Below are 19,335 nucleotides of genomic sequence, written 5' to 3' on the forward strand. Positions count from 1 at the left end.
AACGCGATGAAAAGAAAACTTTCCTGGGTTTATGCAGTGGCTATGGGGATAAGCGCTTTCCCCACTTTCATGACGAATGCGACGCCTGCAACGCAACCATTGATCAATGCTGAGCCAGCGCAAACGCCGACAGCGCCTGCGGCAGAAACGCCGGAGCAGCCGGTCGGCCAGGTAATGCCGGGCGTGCCGGGCGCCGATGCGCCCGTGGTGGCGCAAAACGGGCCTTCCCGCGATGTGAAGCTGACCTTCGCGCAAATCGCGCCGCCGCCGGGCAGCATGGTGCTGCGTGGCGTGAACCCGAATGGCAGCATTGAGTTCGGTATGCGCAGCGATGAGGTGGTGTCGAAAGCGATGCTGAACCTGGAATACACCCCGTCGCCGTCGTTGCTGCCGATCCAGTCGCAGCTGAAGGTCTACCTCAATGATGAGCTGATGGGCGTGTTGCCGGTCACGAAAGAGCAACTGGGCAAAAAGACGCTGGCCCAGATGCCGATCAACCCGCTCTTTATCACCGATTTTAACCGCGTGCGGCTGGAGTTCGTCGGGCACTATCGTGATGTCTGCGAAAACCCGGCCAGCAGTACGCTCTGGCTGGATGTTGGCCGCAGCAGCGTGCTGGATCTGACGTACCAGACCCTGCCGGTGAAAAACGATCTGTCGCACTTCCCGGTGCCATTCTTTGATCCGCGGGACAACCGCCAGGTTACGCTGCCTGTGGTCTTTGCCGGTTCGCCGGATCTGATGCAGCAGCAGGCGGCATCCATTGTCTCTTCATGGTTCGGTTCGCGCGCAGGCTGGCGCGGCCAGCATTTCCCGGTGATGTACAACACGCTGCCGGATCGTAATGCCATCGTCTTTGCCACGAACGACAAGCGCCCTGATTTCCTGCGCGATCACCCGCCGGTAAAAGCGCCGGTGATTGAGATGATCAGCCACCCGGACAACCCATATGTGAAGCTGCTGGTGGTCTTTGGCCGCGACGATAACGATCTGTTGCAGGCGGCGAAAGGCATTGCGCAAGGGAATATCCTGTTCCGTGGCGACAGCGTGGTGGTGGATGAGGTGAAGCCTCTGCTGGCGCGTAAACCTTATGATGCGCCGAACTGGGTACGTACTGACCGTGCGGTGACGTTCGGCGAGCTGAAAACCTATAAAGAGCAGCTCCAGTCCACCGGGCTGGAACCTGCGGCGATTTCGCTGTCGCTGAATCTGCCGCCGGATCTCTATCTGCTACGCAGCAACGGTATTGATATGAATCTCAACTACCGTTACACCACGCCGCCGAGCAAAGACAGCTCGCGTATGGATATCAGCCTGAACGATCAGTTCCTGCAAGCGTTCAGCCTGAACAGCACCCAGGAAAGCAATCGCCTGCTGCTGCGTTTGCCGGTATTGCAGGGGCTGATTGACGGTAAAACGGACGTGTCGATCCCGGCGCTGAAGCTGGGGGCGATGAACCAGCTGCGCTTTGACTTCCAGTACATGAACCCGATGCCGGGCGGCTCGGTGGATAATTGCGTGACGTTCCAGCCGGTACAAAACCATGTGGTGATTGGCGACGACTCCACCATTGATTTCTCGAAATATTATCACTTTATCGCGATGCCGGACCTGCGTGCCTTCGCCAATGCGGGCTTCCCGTTCAGCCGGATGGCTGACCTTTCAGAAACCATTGCCGTGATGCCGAAAAACCCGAACGAAGCGCAGATGGAAACGCTGCTGGATGTGACCGGGACGATTGGCGCGCAGACCGGTTTCCCGTCGATTAACCTGAATATCACCGACGATAGCCGCCAGATTCAGGGTAAAGACGCGGATATTATGGTGATCGGGACAATCCCCGACGCACTGAAAGATGACAAACGCATCGATCTGCTGGTACAGGCGACGCAAAGCTGGGTGAACACGCCGATGCGCCAGACGACCTTCCCGAGCATCATGCCGGATGAGGCCGACCGCGCGCCGGATGCGAAATCCACCATCACCTCTGCTGGCGCGATGGCGGCGGTAGTGGGCTTCCAGTCGCCGTTCAACGACCAGCGTAGCGTGGTGGCGCTGCTGGCAGACAGCCCGCGCGGGTATGAACTGCTGACCGAAGCGATGAACGACAGCGGGAAACGCGCCGCCATGTTTGGCTCCGTGTCGGTGATCCGCGAGTCTGGCGTCAACAGCCTGCGGGTGGGCGATATTTACTACGTCGGGCATTTACCGTGGTTCGAACGCCTCTGGTACGCGTTATCGAATCATCCGGTGCTGCTGGCGATACTGGCAGCGGTTAGCGTCGTGCTGTTGGCCTGGGTTCTGTGGCGTCTGCTGCGCATTATCAGCCGTCGTCGACTCGATCCCGATAACGAGTAATCGATGATGAACGCGCTGCGTGGATGGATGTTAACTGCCCTGATGCTGGCGACCGTCAGCGTGCAGGCGGCCTGTACGTGGCCGGCATGGATACAGTTCAAAAAGGACTATATCAGTCAGGAAGGACGGGTGATTGACCCCAGCGACGCGCGCAAAATCACGACGTCGGAAGGGCAAAGCTATGCGCTGTTCTTTGCCCTCGCCGCCAACGATCGGCCGGCATTTGACCTGATCCTCGACTGGACGCAAAACAACCTGGCGCAGGGTTCCTTACAGGCGCATCTGCCTGCCTGGTTGTGGGGGCAGAAAGACCCCTCGACCTGGGAGGTGCTGGATGCAAACTCCGCTTCCGACGGCGATATCTGGATGGCCTGGTCGCTGCTGGAAGCCGGGCGCTTATGGAAAACGTCGCGCTATACCGACACTGGCGCCGCGCTGCTAAAACGCATTGCGCGTGAAGAGGTGGTAACGGTGCCGGGGCTGGGTTCAATGCTGCTGCCGGGGAACGTGGGTTTTGCGGAAAAGACGCGCTGGCGCTTTAATCCGAGCTATCTACCCCCGCAGCTGGCGCAATATTTTACCCGCTTTGGCGCGCCCTGGACCACGCTGCGTGAAACTAATATGCGTTTGCTGATGGAAACCGCCCCGAAAGGGTTCTCGCCGGACTGGGTGCGCTATGAAAAAGACAAAGGCTGGCAGCTGAAACCGGAAAAAACGCTGGTCAGCAGTTACGATGCCATCCGCGTTTATTTATGGGCGGGGATGATGCACGACGGCGATCCGCAAAAAGCGCGGCTGCTGACGCGCCTGAAACCGATGGCGACGCTGACGACAAAAAACGGCGTTCCGCCAGAGAAGGTGGATGTCGCCAGTGGTAAAGCTCAGGGCGACGGGCCGGTGGGCTTTTCGGCTTCTTTATTGCCTTTCCTGCAAAACCGTGATGCTCAGGCGGTGCAGCGACAGCGCGTGGCGGACAATTTTCCCGGTAGCGATGCCTACTATAGCTATGTGCTAACGCTTTTCGGACAAGGATGGGATCAGCATCGTTTTCGCTTCACCGCTAAAGGTGAATTACTACCTGACTGGGGCCAGGAATGCGCAAGTTCAAATTAAGTCTCATCCATCTCATTTTGCCGGGTGGCGGTAACGCCTTATCCGGCCTACGGGATGCCGCTGATTGTAGGCCGGATAAGACGCTAAAGCGTCGCCATCGGGCAGTGCTCGGCCTAACGCTCGGCATCGCCTGGATGCCATTCGCCGAGGCGGCGCCTTCCGCGCAACAGCAGTTGCTGCAACAGGTTCGGTTAGGCGAAGCCTCGCACCGTGAGGATTTGGTGCGCCAGTCGCTTTATCGCCTGGAACTGATCGACCCGAACAACCCGGAAGTGGTCGCCGCCCGGTTTCGCTACCTGCTGCGCCAGGGCGACAATGACGGGGCGCAGAAACAGCTCGACAGGCTTTCCCAGTTAGCGCCGAGTTCCAGCGCGTATCAATCCTCCCGCACGACGATGATGCTTTCCACGCCGGAAGGGCGCCAGTCCTTGCAGGAGGCGCGTTTACAGGCGACCACCGGTCATACCGAAGAAGCGATTGCCGCTTACGACGCGCTGTTTAAAGGTCATCCGCCGCAAGGCGATCTGGCGGTGGAATACTGGACGACGGTGGCAAAATCTCCCGCGAGACGTAACGAGGCGATTAATCAGCTTAAAAGAATTAACGCCAGTACGCCGGGCAATACCGCTCTGCAAAACACGCTGGCGCAGTTGCTGTTTGACGGCGGGCGACGCGATGAGGGATTTGCCGTATTAGAGCAGATGGCGAAATCCAGCGACGGGCGCACGACGGCTTCCGCTCTCTGGTATCAGCAGATTAAAGATCTGCCTGCCAGCGACGCCAGCGTAAAAGCGCTTCAAAAATACCTGACGGTGTTTAGCGAAGGCGACAGCGTCAATGCTGCGCGCAGCAAGTTGAGTGAACAGCAGCAACAGCTTTCCGACCCGGCGTTCAGAGCCAGAGCGCAAGGCCTGGCGGCGGTGGAGGCCGGACAGGGCGGCAAAGCCGTAACGGAATTGCAGCAGGCGGTAAGCGCGGATCACCGCGACAGCGAAGCCGTCGGCGCGCTGGGGCAGGCCTATTCGCAGCGCGGCGATCGTGCCCGCGCGGTGGCGCAGTTCCAGAAAGCGCTTGCGATGGACCCGAACAGCAGCAGTCGCGGCAAATGGGAAAGCCTGCTGAAGGTAAACCGCTACTGGCTGGCGATTCAGCAGGGCGACGCCGCGCTGAAAGCGAATAACCCGGACCAGGCGGAACGCCTCTACCGGCAGGCCAGGAGCATCGACAATACCGACAGCTATGCCGTGTTGGGGCTGGGCGACGTGGCGATGGCGCGTAAAGATTATCCCGCCGCCGAGCGCTACTATCAGCAGACGCTGCGAATGGACAGCGGCAACAGCAACGCCGTGCGCGGCCTGGCGAATATCTATCGTCAGCAGTCCCCGGAGAAAGCCTCGGCGTTTATCGCGTCGCTCTCCAGTCGTCAGCGGCAAAGTATTGATGATATTGAACGTAGCCTTGAAAACGACCGGCTGGCGCAGCAGGCCGAAGCGCTGGAAAACCAGGGGAACTGGGCGCAGGCGGCGGAACTGCATCGTCGCAGGCTGGCGCTGGACCCCGGCAGCGTCTGGGTAACGTATCGTTTGTCCCGCGATCTGTGGAACGCCGGGCAGCGCAGCCAGGCCGATGCGCAAATGCGCGCGCTGGCGCGTCAGAAACCGAACGACCCGGATCAGGTGTATGCCTATGGGCTGTACCTCGCGGGCAACGATCAGGATCGCGCGGCGATGGCGCATATCAATAATCTGCCGCGTAGCCAGTGGAACAGCAACATTCAGGAACTGGCGGACAGGCTGCAAAATAATCAGGTGCTGGAAACCGCCAGCCGCCTGCGTGATAGCGGCAAAGAGCGGGAAGCGGAAACGCTGCTTCGCCAACAGCCCGCCTCTACGCGCATTGATTTAACCCTTGCCGACTGGGCGCAGCAGCGGCGCGATTATTCTTCGGCGCGCGCCGCCTATGATGCGGTTCTGGCGCGGGAGCCGGGTAATGTCGATGCCCGACTTGGCCTGACGGAAGTCTATATTGCGCAGGGCGATAACGCGGCGGCGCGGGCGGAACTGGCGAAACTTCCCGCCCCGGCGACCGGGGAGCCGCTGTCCATCAATATGCAGCGCCGTATGGCGCGGGCTCAGGCGCAACTGGGCGATACCGTCGCGGCGCAGAAGACCTTCAACACGATTGTGCCACAGGCGAAGTCACAGCCGCCTTCTATGGAAACTGCGATGGTGCTGCGCGACGCGGCGGGCTTTCAGGCGCAAAACGGCGAACCGCAGCAGGCGCTTGAGACGTACAAAGACGCGATGGTGGCTTCCGGCATTACGCCGACCCGCCCGCAGGATAATGACACCTTTACTCGCCTGACCCGTAATGACGCGAAAGATGACTGGTTAAAACGCGGCGTGCGCAGCGATGCGGCGGATTTATACCGACAGCAGGATCTGAACGTCACGCTGGAGCATGATTACTGGGGATCGAGCGGCACCGGCGGCTACTCCGATCTGAAAGCGCATACCACCATGTTCCAGGTTGACGCGCCGTTGTCAGATGGCCGGATGTTCTTCCGTGCTGACCTGGTGAACGTGGATGTCGGCAGTTTCTCGACCCATGCGGACGGCACCTGGGACAAGAACTGGGGCACCTGTACGCTGCATGACTGTAGCGGCAACCGCAGTCAGTCTGATACCGGCACGAGCGTGGCGGTCGGCTGGAAAAACGAAACCTGGAGCTGGGATATCGGGACTACGCCGATGGGCTTTAACGTTGTCGATGTGGTTGGCGGCGTGAGCTACAGCAATGATATCGGGCCACTGGGCTATACGCTGAACGCGCACCGTCGGCCAATCTCCAGCTCTCTGCTGGCCTTCGGCGGGCAGAAAGACGCGCCGAGCAACACGGGCACAAAATGGGGCGGCGTGCGTGCGGACGGCGGCGGTGTGAGCCTGAGCTATGACAAAGGTGAAGCCAACGGCGTCTGGGCTTCGCTGAGCGGCGATCAACTGACCGGTAAGAACGTCGCGGATAACTGGCGCGTGCGCTGGATGACGGGCTATTACTATAAAATCATCAATGAGAATAACCGTCGCGTCACCGTCGGCCTGAACAATATGATCTGGCACTACGACAAAGACCTGAGCGGGTATTCGCTGGGGCATGGCGGTTATTACAGTCCGCAGGAGTATGTGTCGTTCGCCGTGCCGGTGATGTGGCGGCAGCGTACGGAAAACTGGTCGTGGGAGCTGGGCGGTTCGGTATCCTGGTCGCATTCACGCACCAAAACCATGCCGCGTTATCCGCTGATGAATTTGATCCCGACGGATTACCGCGAAGAGGCGGCCACGCAGACGAATGGCGGCGGCAGCAGTCAGGGCTTTGGTTATACGGCGCGGGCGCTGATCGAGCGACGGGTGACGTCTAACTGGTTCCTCGGAACGGCAATTGATATTCAGGAAGCGAAGGATTATACGCCGAGCCATTTCCTGCTGTATGTGCGTTATTCCGCTGCGGGATGGCAGGGCGATATGGATTTACCGCCGCAGCCGCTGGTGCCGTACGCGGACTGGTAAGCGCCGAACGCCTGATGGCGACGCGTTCGCGTCTTATCAGGCCTACAACGCGCGCTTGCGGCCACGCCGCCATCCGGCACTGATGATTCGGAAAAGTCCTTTTCAGATACGGCCTCTCTTTATGTCTGCGCGATCGGGTATACTCTGGCGGCAGCCTGGGGATAGTCATGGAGAGTCAATTTGCGCGTCAGCCGCTCGTTAACAATTAAGCAGATGGCAATGGTTGCGGCCGTTGTCCTGGTGTTTGTATTTATTTTTTGCACCGTTTTGCTGTTTCATTTAGTACAGCAGAACCGCTATAACACGGCTACGCAACTGGAAAGTATCGCCCGTTCTGTCCGCGAACCGCTGTCCGCCGCAATCCTGAAAGCGGATATCCCTGAAGCGGAAACCATCCTGGCGCGCATTCAGCCTGCGGGCGTGGTCAGCCGCGCCGACGTGGTGCTGCCGAACCAATTCCAGGCGCTACGAATGAGTTTTATTCCTGAGCGCTCCGTCCCGGTGACGGTGACGCGTCTGTTTGAACTGCCGGTGCAGATCTCGCTGCCGGTCTATTCCCTTGAGCGGCCAGCCAACCCACAGCCGCTGGCGTATCTGGTGCTCCAGGCGGACTCGTTCCGCATGTATAAGTTCGTGATGAGCACACTCTCGACGTTAGTGACCATTTACTTACTTTTATCGCTGATGCTGACGGTGGCGATAACCTGGTGTATGAACCGCCTGATTGTGCATCCTCTACGCAAAATCGCCCGGGAGCTTAACGATATCCCGCCGCAGGAGCTGACAGGCCATCAGCTGGCGCTGCCGCGTCTGCATCATGACGATGAGATCGGTATGCTGGTGCGTAGCTACAACCTGAATCAGCAGATTGCCCAGCGTCACAGCATTGAGCAAAACGATCATGCGATGCGCTTTCCGGTTTCCGAGCTCCCCAACAAGGCTTTTCTGATGGGGCTTCTGGAACAGGTTGTGACGCGTCAGCAGACGACGGCGTTAATGATTGTCACCTGTGAAACGCTGCGCGATACCGCAGGCGTGCTCAAAGAGACGCAGCGGGAAATCCTGTTGCTTACGCTGGTGGAAAAACTGAAATCGGTGCTGGCGCCGCGAATGGTGCTGACGCAGGTAAGCGGCTTTGATTTCGCCATCATCGCGCACGGCGTAAAAGAACCGTGGCACGCGATTACGTTAGGTCAGCAAGTGCTCACTGTCATTAATGAACGGCTGCCGATCGAAAGCATCCAGCTGCGCCCCAGTTGCAGCATCGGAGTGGCGATGTTTTACGGCGACCTGACGGCTGAGGCGCTTTATGGTCGCGCCGTCTCCGCCGCCTTTACCGCCCGCCGCAAAGGTAAAAATCAGATTCAGTTCTTTGACCCGGCGCAGATGGAAGCCGCGCAGCAGAGATTGACGGAAGAGAGCGATATTCTCAACGCGCTGGATAACCACCAGTTCGCCATCTGGCTGCAACCGCAGGTGGAGATGTCCAGCGGTAAGGTCCTGAGCGCAGAAGCATTATTACGCGTGCAGCAGCCGGATGGCAGTTGGGAACTCCCGGAAGGGTTAATTGACCGTATCGAATCCTGCGGTCTGATGGTGACGGTCGGGTACTGGGTGCTGGAAGAGTCCTGTCGCCAGCTTTCCGCCTGGCAGGAGCGCGGCGTGATGATGCCGCTCTCGGTGAATCTTTCCGCATTGCAGCTCATGCACCCGAATATGGTGTCGGATCTGCTGGAGCTGCTAAGCCGCTATCGTATTCAGCCGGATACATTGATTCTGGAAGTAACGGAAAGCCGACGCATCGACGACCCGCATGCCGCCGTCGCCATCCTGCGCCCGCTGCGCAGCGCGGGCGTACGCATCGCGCTGGATGACTTTGGTATGGGATACGCAGGGTTGCGTCAGCTTCAGCACATGAAATCGCTGCCGGTCGATATACTAAAAATCGACAAAATGTTTGTTGAGGGATTGCCGGAGGATGACAGCATGGTTACGGCGATTATCCTGATGGCGCGCAGCCTTAACCTGAAAATGATCGCGGAAGGCGTGGAGACCGAAGCGCAGCGCGACTGGCTGGCGCAGGCAGGGGTGGACGTGGCGCAAGGTTTCTTGTTTGCCCGCGCGGTTCCGCCGGATGTGTTTGAAGAACGTTACCTGAAGAACGCGCAGCCTGATTACAAAACTTAAAAAAGGTCAGACTTGTGCGAGCCAGCTCAAAGTTTTTAACATTTTTGTTTCAATTATGATCCAGGTGCATTTCTGTCATGTTGTGTGGGTGTTATTTTAAGGCCGCAGGTTAACCATAACCTTACAAGACCTGTGGTTTTTACTTCAAGGACACCCTATGAAAACCTCTCTGTTCAAAAGCCTTTACTTTCAGGTCCTGACAGCAATTGCCATTGGTATCCTCCTTGGCCATTACTACCCTGAATTAGGCGCACAAATGAAACCGCTTGGCGACGCGTTCGTTAAGCTGATTAAGATGGTCATCGCACCGGTTATTTTCTGTACTGTCGTTACCGGCATTGCAGGTATGGAAAGCATGAAAGCGGTGGGCCGCACCGGTGCGGTTGCGCTGCTTTACTTTGAGATTGTCAGTACGATTGCGCTGATCATTGGTCTCATTATCGTCAACGTCGTTCAGCCTGGCTCCGGGATGAACGTCGATCCGGCGACGCTGGATGCTAAAGCGGTGGCGATCTACGCCGAACAAGCAAAAGACCAGGGAATCGTGGGCTTCCTGATGGATATCATCCCGGGCAGCGTCATCGGCGCGTTCGCCAGCGGTAATATCCTACAGGTTCTGCTGTTTGCGGTGATGTTCGGCTTTGCGCTGCATCGTCTGGGCAGCAAAGGCCAGCTGATTTTCAACGTGATTGAAAGCTTCTCGCAGGTCATTTTCGGCATCATCAACATGATCATGCGCCTGGCGCCTATCGGTGCTTTCGGTGCAATGGCCTTTACTATCGGTAAATACGGCGTGGGTACGCTGGTGCAGTTGGGGCAGCTGATTGTCTGCTTCTACATCACCTGTATTCTGTTCGTGGTGGTGGTGCTTGGCTCGATTGCCCGCGCAGCTGGCTTCAGCATTTTTAAATTTATCCGCTACATCCGTGAAGAACTGCTGATTGTGCTGGGGACGTCCTCCTCCGAATCCGTGCTGCCGCGTATGCTGGATAAGATGGAAAAGCTGGGCTGCCGTAAGTCGGTCGTGGGGCTGGTTATTCCCACAGGCTACTCGTTTAACCTGGACGGAACCTCGATCTATCTGACGATGGCGGCGGTGTTTATCGCTCAGGCGACCAACAGTCATATGGATATCTTCCATCAGGTAACCCTGCTGGTGGTGCTGCTGCTCTCCTCGAAAGGGGCGGCCGGGGTAACGGGGAGCGGATTTATCGTGCTGGCTGCGACGATCTCCGCGGTGGGCCACTTACCGGTTGCGGGTCTGGCGCTGATCCTCGGTATCGACCGCTTTATGTCTGAAGCCCGCGCGCTGACCAACCTGGTCGGTAACGGCGTGGCAACGGTCGTTGTGGCGAAGTGGGTGAAAGAACTGGACCACAAAAAGCTGGATGATGTGCTGAATAATCGTGCGCCTGATGGCAAAACGCACGAATTATCCTCTTAATCTCACCTCTTATGCCCGCAGTCCCTTCCAGGACTGCGGGTGTTTGCGCATAATTGACCCCTGCACCCGAATCACTCAACATGTGGCTTCGGGATTTTTTCACTTCTGGCGTGACATTTTTATGTTCGCGCGGTCTAACACGAAGTGTTTTTAACGTCATATTCAGATAAGCCTTCCAGGCTGTCTTTTTATTACCAGGATTGTTGATCAGGGGTTTACATGCAGGGCACAAAAATTCGACTCTTAGCGGGCAGTCTGCTGATGATGGCTACTGTCGGCTATGTGCAGGCAGATGCGCTCCAGCCTGACCCGGCATGGCAACAGGGGACGCTGGCAAATGGATTACAGTGGCAAGTATTAGCTACCCCGCAGCGCCCAAGCGATCGTATTGAGGTTCGTCTGCTGGTCAATACCGGTTCGCTCACCGAAAGTACGCAACAGAGCGGTTTCAGCCACGCCATTCCCCGTATCGCGCTGACGCAAAGCGGCGGCCTTGACGCCGCGCAAGCACGTTCACTCTGGCAGCAGGGCTTTGACCCCAAACGCCCTATGCCGCCCGTTATCGTTTCTTATGATTCCACGTTATATAACCTCAGCTTGCCCAACACCCGTAACGATCTGCTAAAAGAGGCGCTCTCTTATCTGGCGCATACCTCCGGCAAACTGTCCATCACGCCAGAGACGGTTGCGCATGCAGTCAATAGTGAAGATATGGTTACCACCTGGCCTATGGACACCAAAGAGGGCTGGTGGCGCTATCGTCTGAAAGGGTCTGCGCTGTTAGGCCACGATCCGGCCGAGCCGCTGAAACAGCCTGTGGATGTGGAGAAACTTAACGCGTTTTACCAGAAATGGTACACCCCGGACGCGATGACGCTGATTATCGTCGGCAACGTGGATGCGCGTTCGGTTTCTGAGCAGATCAACAAAACCTTCGGCGAGTTGCAAGGCAAACGTGAAACGCCTGCGCCGGTGCCGACGCTTTCCCCTCTGCGCGCCGAAGCGGTCAGCATTATGACTGACGCCGTGCGCCAGGATCGTCTCTCCATCATGTGGGATACGCCGTGGCAGCCCATTCGCGAGTCTGCCGCGCTGCTGCGCTACTGGCAGGCGGATTTAGCCCGTGAAGCCCTGTTCTGGCATGTTCAGCAGGCGCTCAGCAAGAACAATGCCAAAGAGATTGGTCTCGGCTTTGACTGCCGGGTGCTGTTCCTGCGTGCGCAGTGCGCGATCAACGTTGAATCCCCCGGCGATAAGCTGAATCTGAACCTGGGGCTGGTGGCGCGTGAACTGGCGAAAGTCCGTGATAACGGCTTGCCGGAAGAGGAGTTTAACGCGCTGGTGGCGCAGAAGAATCTGGAGTTGCAGAAGTTGTTCGCCACTTATGCGCGTACCGATACCGATATCTTGATCAGCCAACGGATGCGCTCGTTGCAAAATCAGGTGGTCGATATTGCCCCGGAACAGTACCAGCGTTTACGGCAGAACTTCCTGAATAACCTGACCGTTGAGATGTTGAATCAAAACCTGCGTCAGCAGCTATCGCAAGATATGGCGTTGATTCTGCTTCAGCCGAAGGGCGAACCGGAGCTGAATATGAAGGACCTACAGGCAACGTGGGATCAAATCATGGCGCCAGTGACAGCAGCAGCAACAAGCGCAGAAACCGATGATGTCCACCCGGAAGTTACGGATATCCCGGCTGCGCAGTAGCAGTAGGCCGGATAAGGCGGTCACGCCGCCATCCGGCGAGAATGTCATGCCTGATGGCGCTACGCTTATCCGGCCTACAGTGCGGTTATTGCGGCATTGCATCGCGCGGGATAATCGCCCCGCGATGCTGAATGACCGTGCTGGCGGTCAGGTGCCCGCGCTGTGCGGCCCCGGCAGCGTCGCCGCCGGTTAAACGTATTGCCAGATACCCGGCGCTAAAGGAGTCGCCCGCTGCGGTGGTGTCGATCACTTTCTCTTTTGGCAATTTCACCGCCGGAACGTCAATCACCTCTTCGCCTTTGATGGAAACCAGGCAGGAATCTGCGCCGCGTTTCACCACCACTTCCTGGACGCCTGCGTCGTGCGTGCGGGCAATGACCTCGGCAACCGGCTTTTCACCCCACAACGCGTCTTCATCATCCAGCGTCAGGAACGCGATATCCGTGCATTCCAGCATCTGCTGATATACCTGCTGCGTCTCTTCTTTGCTTGCCCACAGGCGCGGGCGATAGTTGTTGTCAAAAATGACTTTCCCGCCGTTGGCGCGGCATTCGCGCAGCAGCGACAGTAATTTATCGCGGCTGGACGGGCTTAAAATGGCAAGGCTGATCCCGCTCAGGTAGAGGTAGTCGAAGGTCGCCAGCTCTTCGCAGATTGCCGCAGACTGCTCGCTCTCCAGCCAGAATTTCGCTGCCGCCTCGTTGCGCCAGTAATAGAAAGTGCGTTCGCCAGTGCTGTCCGTCTCGATGTAATAGAGGCCCGGTAGACGGTTTTCCATGCGCTGCGTGAGGGAGGTATCGACATTTTCACCTTGCCATGAATCCAGCATTTGCTGGCTGAAGCTGTCAGTGCCCAGCGCCGTCACGTAGTGTACGGACAAGGCCGCAGAATCGACCTGACGGGCGATGTAAACGGATGTATTCAACGTGTCGCCACCGAAACCGCGCTGAACGTCTGCGCCTTTCTGTGACAGCTCAATCATGCATTCGCCAATCACGGCAATCTTTTTGGACATAGTCGTGAACCTGCTCTGAAAAAAATTAGCGTTAGTGTGCGCTGTGGTGTATTCAGCGGTCAACTATATTAAAACATCGTTCCATTATTTTTTTGAGCCAACGCGTATTCTGTGTTGATTTTTGTCATGCTGTTTCTATTTTGCGGGACGCTGAACATAAAGTTCTTTGCCAGAGCGCCGATAACCTTTGACGAGTCCGGGCAGTCACACTCTCATTAACAGGACATCTGAGATGATAAAGCAGGTTATCCAGCAGCTAAGCATTCCTGAGGCAAGCATTGAAAGCTTGCAGGAGCGGCGCTTTTGGTTGCAGTGCGAACGTGCTTACACTTATCAGCCAATCTACCAGACCAACGGGCGATTGATGGCCGTGGAACTGCTGACGGTTGTGGTACACCCGGATAACCCTTCCCGGCGCGTTGCCCCGGATCGCTATTTTGCCGAACTGGCGGTAAGACACCGCGTGGATGTGGTGAAAGAACAGCTCCAGTTTCTGGAGCAGAAAGCCGATTTTTTCATGCGTCATGACCTGCTGGCCTCGGTCAATGTCGATGGCCCGACGCTGATCGCGATGCGTCAGCAGCCAGAGGTGTTGAAAACGATTGAGCGCCTGCCCTGGCTGCGATTCGAACTGGTGGAACATATTCGTTTACCGAAAGACTCTTCGTTCGCCTCAATGTGTGAATTCGGCCCGCTCTGGCTGGATGATTTCGGCACCGGCATGGCGAATTTCTCTGCCCTGAGCGAAGTGCGTTACGACTACATCAAAGTGGCGCGGGATCTGTTTGTGATGCTGCGCCAGACGCCGGAAGGGCGAAACCTCTTTACGCTGCTGCTGCAACTGATGAACCGCTATTGCCGAGGCGTTATCGTCGAAGGCGTGGAAACGCTGGAAGAGTGGCGCGATGTACAACGTTCGCCCGCTTTCGCGGCGCAGGGGTATTTTCTGTCGCGTCCTGTTCCGCTGGAGAACCTTGAACAGGTGATCCTGATGCTGTAATACCCGCTGTTTCCCGGAATGGCGCGTCTTTCACGCGGTATTCCAGGACGCAGCCTGCCTCCCTTTTCCGTCTGCTGGACTATCTTTAGGACTGGCAAGGAAAGAAGTGAGGAAGTAAAACATGACGAAAGCAGGCAAAATAACCGCTGCCGTATCAGGGACTTTGTTGTTGTTGATCGTCGTACTCATCGTCCTGATTGCGACATTTGACTGGAATCGCCTCAAACCGACCATCAACCAGAAAGTCTCTACAGAACTCAACCGGCCATTCGCCATTCGCGGCGATCTGGGCGTGGTGTGGGAACGTCAGAAACAGGAAACCGGCTGGCGAAGCTGGGTGCCCTGGCCGCACGTTCATGCCGAAGACATTATCCTCGGCAATCCGCCGGATATCCCCGAAGTCACGATGGTGCATCTCCCGCGCGTTGAAGCCACGCTGGCGCCGCTGGCGTTGCTGACCAAAACCGTCTGGCTGCCGTGGATCAAACTGGTGAAGCCTGACGCCCGCCTTATCCGCCTCTCGGAGAAAAACAATAACTGGACCTTCACTCTTGCGGCTGACGAGAAAAACGATCCCAATGCGCAGCCGTCCGCCTGGTCGTTCCGTCTGGATACGATTTTGTTCGATCAAGGGCGCATCGCCATTGACGATAAGGTCAGCAAAGCCGATATCGAGATCCTGGTTGATCCGCTGGGTAAACCGCTGCCTTTTAGCGAAGTCACGGGAGCCAAAAGCAACAACGACAACAATGTGGGGGATTATGTTTTCGGCCTTAAGGCGCTGGGGCGTTATAACGGGGAACCGCTGACCGGCACGGGCAAAATTGGCGGTATGCTGGCGTTACGCAGCGAAGGCGCGCCTTTCCCGGTGCAGGCTGATTTCCGCTCGGGCAATACTCGCGTGGCCTTTGCCGGGGTGGTCAACGATCCGCTGAACATGGGCGGCGTCGATCTCCAGCTTAAGTTTTCCGGCGACTCGCTGGGCGAATTGTACAACCTGACCGGCGTACTGCTGCCGGACACGCCGCCGTTTGAAACGGACGGTCGCCTGGTGGCGAAAATCGATACGGAGACATCCTCAGTTTTTGACTACCGCAATTTTAATGGCCGCATCGGCGACAGCGATATTCACGGCTCTCTTGCTTACACCACCGGCAAGCCGCGCCCCAAACTGGAAGGGGATGTGGAGTCGCGCCAGCTTCGCCTGGCTGACCTGGGGCCGCTGATCGGCGTGGATTCCGGGAAAGGGGCGCAACAGTCGAAACGCGCCGAGCAAAGCAAGGGCGAAAAGAGCATTCAGCCTGCCGACAAAGTGCTGCCTTATGACCGCTTTGAAACCGATAAATGGGACGTGATGGATGCCGACGTGCGCTTTAAGGGCGGGCGCATTGAGCACGGCAGCAGCCTGCCGGTCAGCGATCTCTCTACCCATATCATCCTGAAAAATGCCGATTTACGTTTGCAGCCGCTGAAGTTTGGCCTGGCTGGCGGCAGCATTGTCTCCAGCATTCATCTGGAAGGGGATAAAAAGCCGATGCAGGGAAGGGCGAATATCCAGGCGCGTCGTCTTAAACTGAAAGCGCTGATGCCGGATGTCGAACTGATGCAGAAAACATTGGGCGAAATGAACGGTGACGCGGATATCCGGGGAAGCGGCAATTCAGTGGCGGCGCTGTTAGGTAACAGTAATGGCAACCTGAAGTTGCTGATGAACGATGGCGTGATCAGCCGCAACCTGATGGAGATTGTCGGCCTGAACGTGGGCAACTTTATTGTCGGGCAGATATTTGGCGACGATGAGGTACGAGTCAACTGCGCGGCGGCTAATCTTGACATCGTTAATGGCGTTGCGCGCCCGCAAATCTTTGCTTTTGATACGGAAAATGCGTTGGTTAACGTCACCGGAACCGCGAGTTTCGCCTCTGAGCAACTGGATTTAACCATCGATCCAGAGAGCAAAGGGATTCGCATTATTACGCTGCGTTCGCCGCTGTATGTGCGCGGGTCGTTTAAAAACCCGCAGGCGGGGGTGAAAGCCGGGCCGCTGATCGCGCGAGGCGCGGTCGCTGCGGCGCTGGCGACGTTAGTCACGCCTGCCGCCGCGCTTCTGGCGTTGATTTCCCCGTCAGAAGGCGATGCGAATCAGTGTCGGATGATTTTGTCGCAGATGAAGAAATGATGATAGTGCCGGATGGCGGTGTAAACACCTTATCCGGCCTACGGGTGATGGCGGTCAAATCACAACGACTGGTGGCGCGTCTCGTGGGTCAACAGCAGCGCAATCAGCGTCAGGGCGGCCATTGACGCCAGATAGGTGCCGACCGCCGCCAGACCGTAGTTCCCCTGCAACCATGCGGCAATATACGGCGCTACGGACGCGCCAAGAATTGACGACACGTTATACGAGAAGGACGCGCCGGTGTAGCGAACTTCTGTCGGGAACAGCTCCGGCAGCAGCGCGCCCATCGGGCCGAAGGTCAGCCCCATCAGACTCAGCCCCAGCAGCAGGAAAACGAATATCAATGCCGGATTACCGGAACCGAGCAACGGTTTAAAGGCAAACAGCGCGAACAGAATGATCATTGTCGTGATAATGACCATGCTCTTACGGCGACCAAAAGCGTCTGCCAGCAGGCCCGCAACCGGCACCATCACGCCAAAGCCGATCACCGCCAGCATCAACATCCACAACACTTCGTTACGCGGTAAACCGAGCCCCGCAGGGGCGGCTGCGGTACTGTACGTCATGGAATAGACCGTCATGATGTAGAACAGCGTATAGGTCGCCAGCATGATGAATGTCCCGAGTACCGTTACGCGTACGTGCCGGGTCAGCAGGGTGCCCAGCGGGATTTTTACCTGCTTTTTCGCCGCAGCGACCTTAGCGAATACCGGTGTTTCATGCAGCGAGACGCGGACGTACAGGCCGATAATGACCAGCACCGCAGAGAAAATGAACGGTAAACGCCAGCCCCAGGTCATGAACTGCTCATCGGTCAGCAGCCAGGAGAGGAGCAGGAACGTGCCGTTGGCGAAGAAGAAGCCGATAGGCGCGCCAAGCTGCGGGAAAGAGCCGTACAGCGCGCGCTTGCGCGGCGGGGCGTTTTCGGTCGCCAGCAGTGCCGCGCCGCCCCATTCTCCGCCGAGACCCAGACCCTGGCCAAAGCGCGCCAGCGCCAGCAGCAGCGGGGCGAAAATGCCAATGGTGGCATAGCCCGGTAGCAGGCCGATCACGACGGTGGAGATCCCCATCGTCAGCAATGACGCCACCAGCGTCACTTTACGCCCGACGCGGTCGCCGAAGTGGCCGAATAGCGCAGAGCCAATTGGACGCGCGACAAAGGCGATGGCGAAGGTGGCGAGGGACTGAAGCGTTGCCGCTGCCGGATCGCCCTGCGGGAAGAAAATATGGGGGAACACGATTACCGCGGCAGTCGCGTAAATGTAGAAGTCGAAGAACTCAATGGCGGTGCCGATGAGGGAGGCAACGACGACTTTATTGCGCGAGTTTACCGGAACGTGTTCCTGTTCGTTGTCGAGTGTGGTGGCGGTTGCTTGCATAGTATTTTCTTATTTTTTGGCGAACGAACGGCCATATTACGCACAGCAAAAGCGACATTTCAATCTGTAACAAAGCGGGATTTCGCTCAAATAATGGTCAAAAAGGGGATAATGTTTAGACCTGCGATTTCACGTCTATGAAATGCTTCACACAATTTTAAACTTAGAGGATAAAACTGGTTTTAGGTTAAATAAAAGTTACGGTCTGGATTTATATGCTGCAAAGCGTGCCGTATAAGGCGTAGCGACCTGCCGGGCGGTAGGCCGGATAAGCATCGCGCCATCCGGCATCAAATGATGAACTAGCGGTGGGTTTTCCCTGGCATACGTGGGTCGTCTTTGTATTCGGCGGTGGCTATCCAGGCCGCGCAAAACAGCGTCAGGCGGGCAAAGAAGTAGAAGAACGCCATCAGGCCAAGCACGGAACCGAATGCGGCGCCAGACGGGGATTTCACCAGGGAAGGCAGCGTGTAGGTCATGATGATTTTGATCACCTCAAAACCGATCGCGGCGATAAACGTACCGCGAATCAATGCCTTCTTGCGCGGTCGGTGGCGCGGTAGCCGCCAGAAAATCCAGAAGAACAGCAGGTAGTTGGCGAAAATCGAAATGGCCAGCCCAATCAATCGCCAGGCGGGTTTTAGCCACTCAATGCTGTCGAGATACAGCGCGGAGATAATCATCTGCTGCGCAGAACCGGCAATCGAGGTAATGGACAGCGTGATAATCAGCGCAACCAACAGCCCAATCAGCGAGACAAAATCGCGCAGGTATTTTATCCAGATTTTTTCCTGATCCTGCGGGGTGCGCTCCCACACGTCCCGCGACTGGGCGCGAATCGCTTCACGCAGGTTGCCCATCCAGTTGATCCCGGAATAGAGTGCAATGCCCAGCCCCACCAGGCCGACGGTGGTTCTCTGCTGAACGGCGGTGTTGATGGTGCTTTTCAGCGTGGACGCCAGCGTAGGATCGCTGACGTTCATCAGGATTTTATTGAAGATGTCCTCTAACAGCGTGGGATGTGACGCGAGAATAAAACCGGCGGCGGCAAACGACACCATCAGGACAGGGATCATCGACAGAAACGAGAAATAGGTGATAGCGGCGCCAAACTGGTTGCCCAGCCGATCGTTAAAACGCTCTGCGGCGCGGATCAGGTGGGCAATCACCGGCTGACGCTGGATTCTCGCTGCCGTCGTGGAGACCGTTTTGAGCGCCTGGGTGGCCTTGTTGTTTGTTTCTGGTTCGTCACGATCGTGCGTCTCCACTTTGGGCACCGGCGCATGGTCGAGTTCCTGAATAGGGCGTTTTACGTCTTTTTCCTGCGTCATCAGGTCGATAGTCCTTCTTTTGTTAACTCTCAGAACAGTATAGCGTG

Annotated in this window: 11 protein-coding genes; 8 read left to right on the top strand and 3 right to left on the bottom strand. The window is 57.1% G+C overall.

Going from position 1 to position 19,335, the window contains the following annotated elements; genetic code table 11:
• The first annotated feature begins 6 nt into the window (after positions 1 to 6).
• From bcsB to OGV79_RS02420, 6 genes are all read left to right on the top strand, one after another.
• Positions 7 to 2,358 carry a cellulose biosynthesis cyclic di-GMP-binding regulatory protein BcsB gene (gene bcsB / locus OGV79_RS02395; protein ID WP_200096929.1) on the top strand — a complete coding sequence of 784 codons (2,352 nt, stop codon included), beginning with the start codon at positions 7 to 9 and terminating at the stop codon, positions 2,356 to 2,358.
• 3 nt (positions 2,359 to 2,361) lie between these two features.
• A complete protein-coding gene (bcsZ, locus tag OGV79_RS02400) occupies positions 2,362 to 3,471 on the top strand; it encodes a cellulose synthase complex periplasmic endoglucanase BcsZ (RefSeq protein ID WP_080750344.1) in 1,110 nt (369 codons plus the stop codon).
• Positions 3,453 to 7,037 carry a cellulose synthase complex outer membrane protein BcsC gene (bcsC, locus tag OGV79_RS02405; protein ID WP_286467047.1) on the top strand — a complete coding sequence of 1,195 codons (3,585 nt, stop codon included), beginning with the start codon at positions 3,453 to 3,455 and terminating at the stop codon, positions 7,035 to 7,037. Before bcsZ ends, bcsC begins: the two co-directional genes overlap by 19 nt.
• Positions 7,038 to 7,217: 180 nt before the next feature.
• Entirely contained in the window at positions 7,218 to 9,224 is a 2,007-nt protein-coding gene (hmsP, locus tag OGV79_RS02410; protein WP_024131042.1) for a biofilm formation regulator HmsP, read from the top strand.
• Between the two features lie 157 nt (positions 9,225 to 9,381).
• Positions 9,382 to 10,668, top strand: coding sequence for a C4-dicarboxylate transporter DctC (gene dctA / locus OGV79_RS02415; protein WP_012135654.1), 1,287 nt, complete (start codon positions 9,382 to 9,384; stop codon positions 10,666 to 10,668).
• 219 nt (positions 10,669 to 10,887) lie between these two features.
• The gene (locus OGV79_RS02420) at positions 10,888 to 12,381 is read left to right on the top strand and encodes a M16 family metallopeptidase (protein ID WP_286467055.1); all 1,494 of its coding nucleotides are present in this window, start codon (positions 10,888 to 10,890) and stop codon (positions 12,379 to 12,381) included.
• 85 nt (positions 12,382 to 12,466) lie between these two features.
• On the opposite strand, the gene kdgK is transcribed toward OGV79_RS02420, so the two are convergent.
• On the bottom strand, positions 12,467 to 13,396 hold the full coding sequence (gene kdgK, locus OGV79_RS02425) for a 2-dehydro-3-deoxygluconokinase (protein ID WP_012135652.1): 930 nt from the start codon (positions 13,394 to 13,396) through the stop codon (positions 12,467 to 12,469).
• Positions 13,397 to 13,628: 232 nt separating this feature from the next.
• Here kdgK and pdeH point away from each other — a divergent pair, with 232 nt between their 5' ends.
• On the top strand, positions 13,629 to 14,396 hold the full coding sequence (gene pdeH / locus OGV79_RS02430) for a cyclic-guanylate-specific phosphodiesterase (protein WP_012135651.1): 768 nt from the start codon (positions 13,629 to 13,631) through the stop codon (positions 14,394 to 14,396).
• Positions 14,397 to 14,517: 121 nt separating this feature from the next.
• Complete coding sequence (locus OGV79_RS02435; RefSeq protein ID WP_286467062.1) at positions 14,518 to 16,575, top strand: AsmA family protein; 2,058 nt, start codon at positions 14,518 to 14,520, stop codon at positions 16,573 to 16,575.
• A 59-nt stretch (positions 16,576 to 16,634) separates the two neighbouring features.
• Here the strand turns inward: OGV79_RS02435 and OGV79_RS02440 are convergent, their stop codons facing one another.
• Positions 16,635 to 17,957, bottom strand: a complete 1,323-nt coding sequence (locus OGV79_RS02440) for an MFS transporter (RefSeq protein ID WP_049011539.1) — start codon at positions 17,955 to 17,957, stop codon at positions 16,635 to 16,637.
• A 302-nt stretch (positions 17,958 to 18,259) separates the two neighbouring features.
• The gene (yhjD, locus tag OGV79_RS02445) at positions 18,260 to 19,288 is read right to left on the bottom strand and encodes an inner membrane protein YhjD (protein WP_012135646.1); all 1,029 of its coding nucleotides are present in this window, start codon (positions 19,286 to 19,288) and stop codon (positions 18,260 to 18,262) included.
• Positions 19,289 to 19,335 lie beyond the last annotated feature (47 nt).

Origin of the sequence: Citrobacter sp. CK185 (genome assembly GCF_030333565.1) — a bacterium.
GTDB classification, from domain to species: Bacteria; Pseudomonadota; Gammaproteobacteria; order Enterobacterales; family Enterobacteriaceae; genus Citrobacter_B; species Citrobacter_B koseri.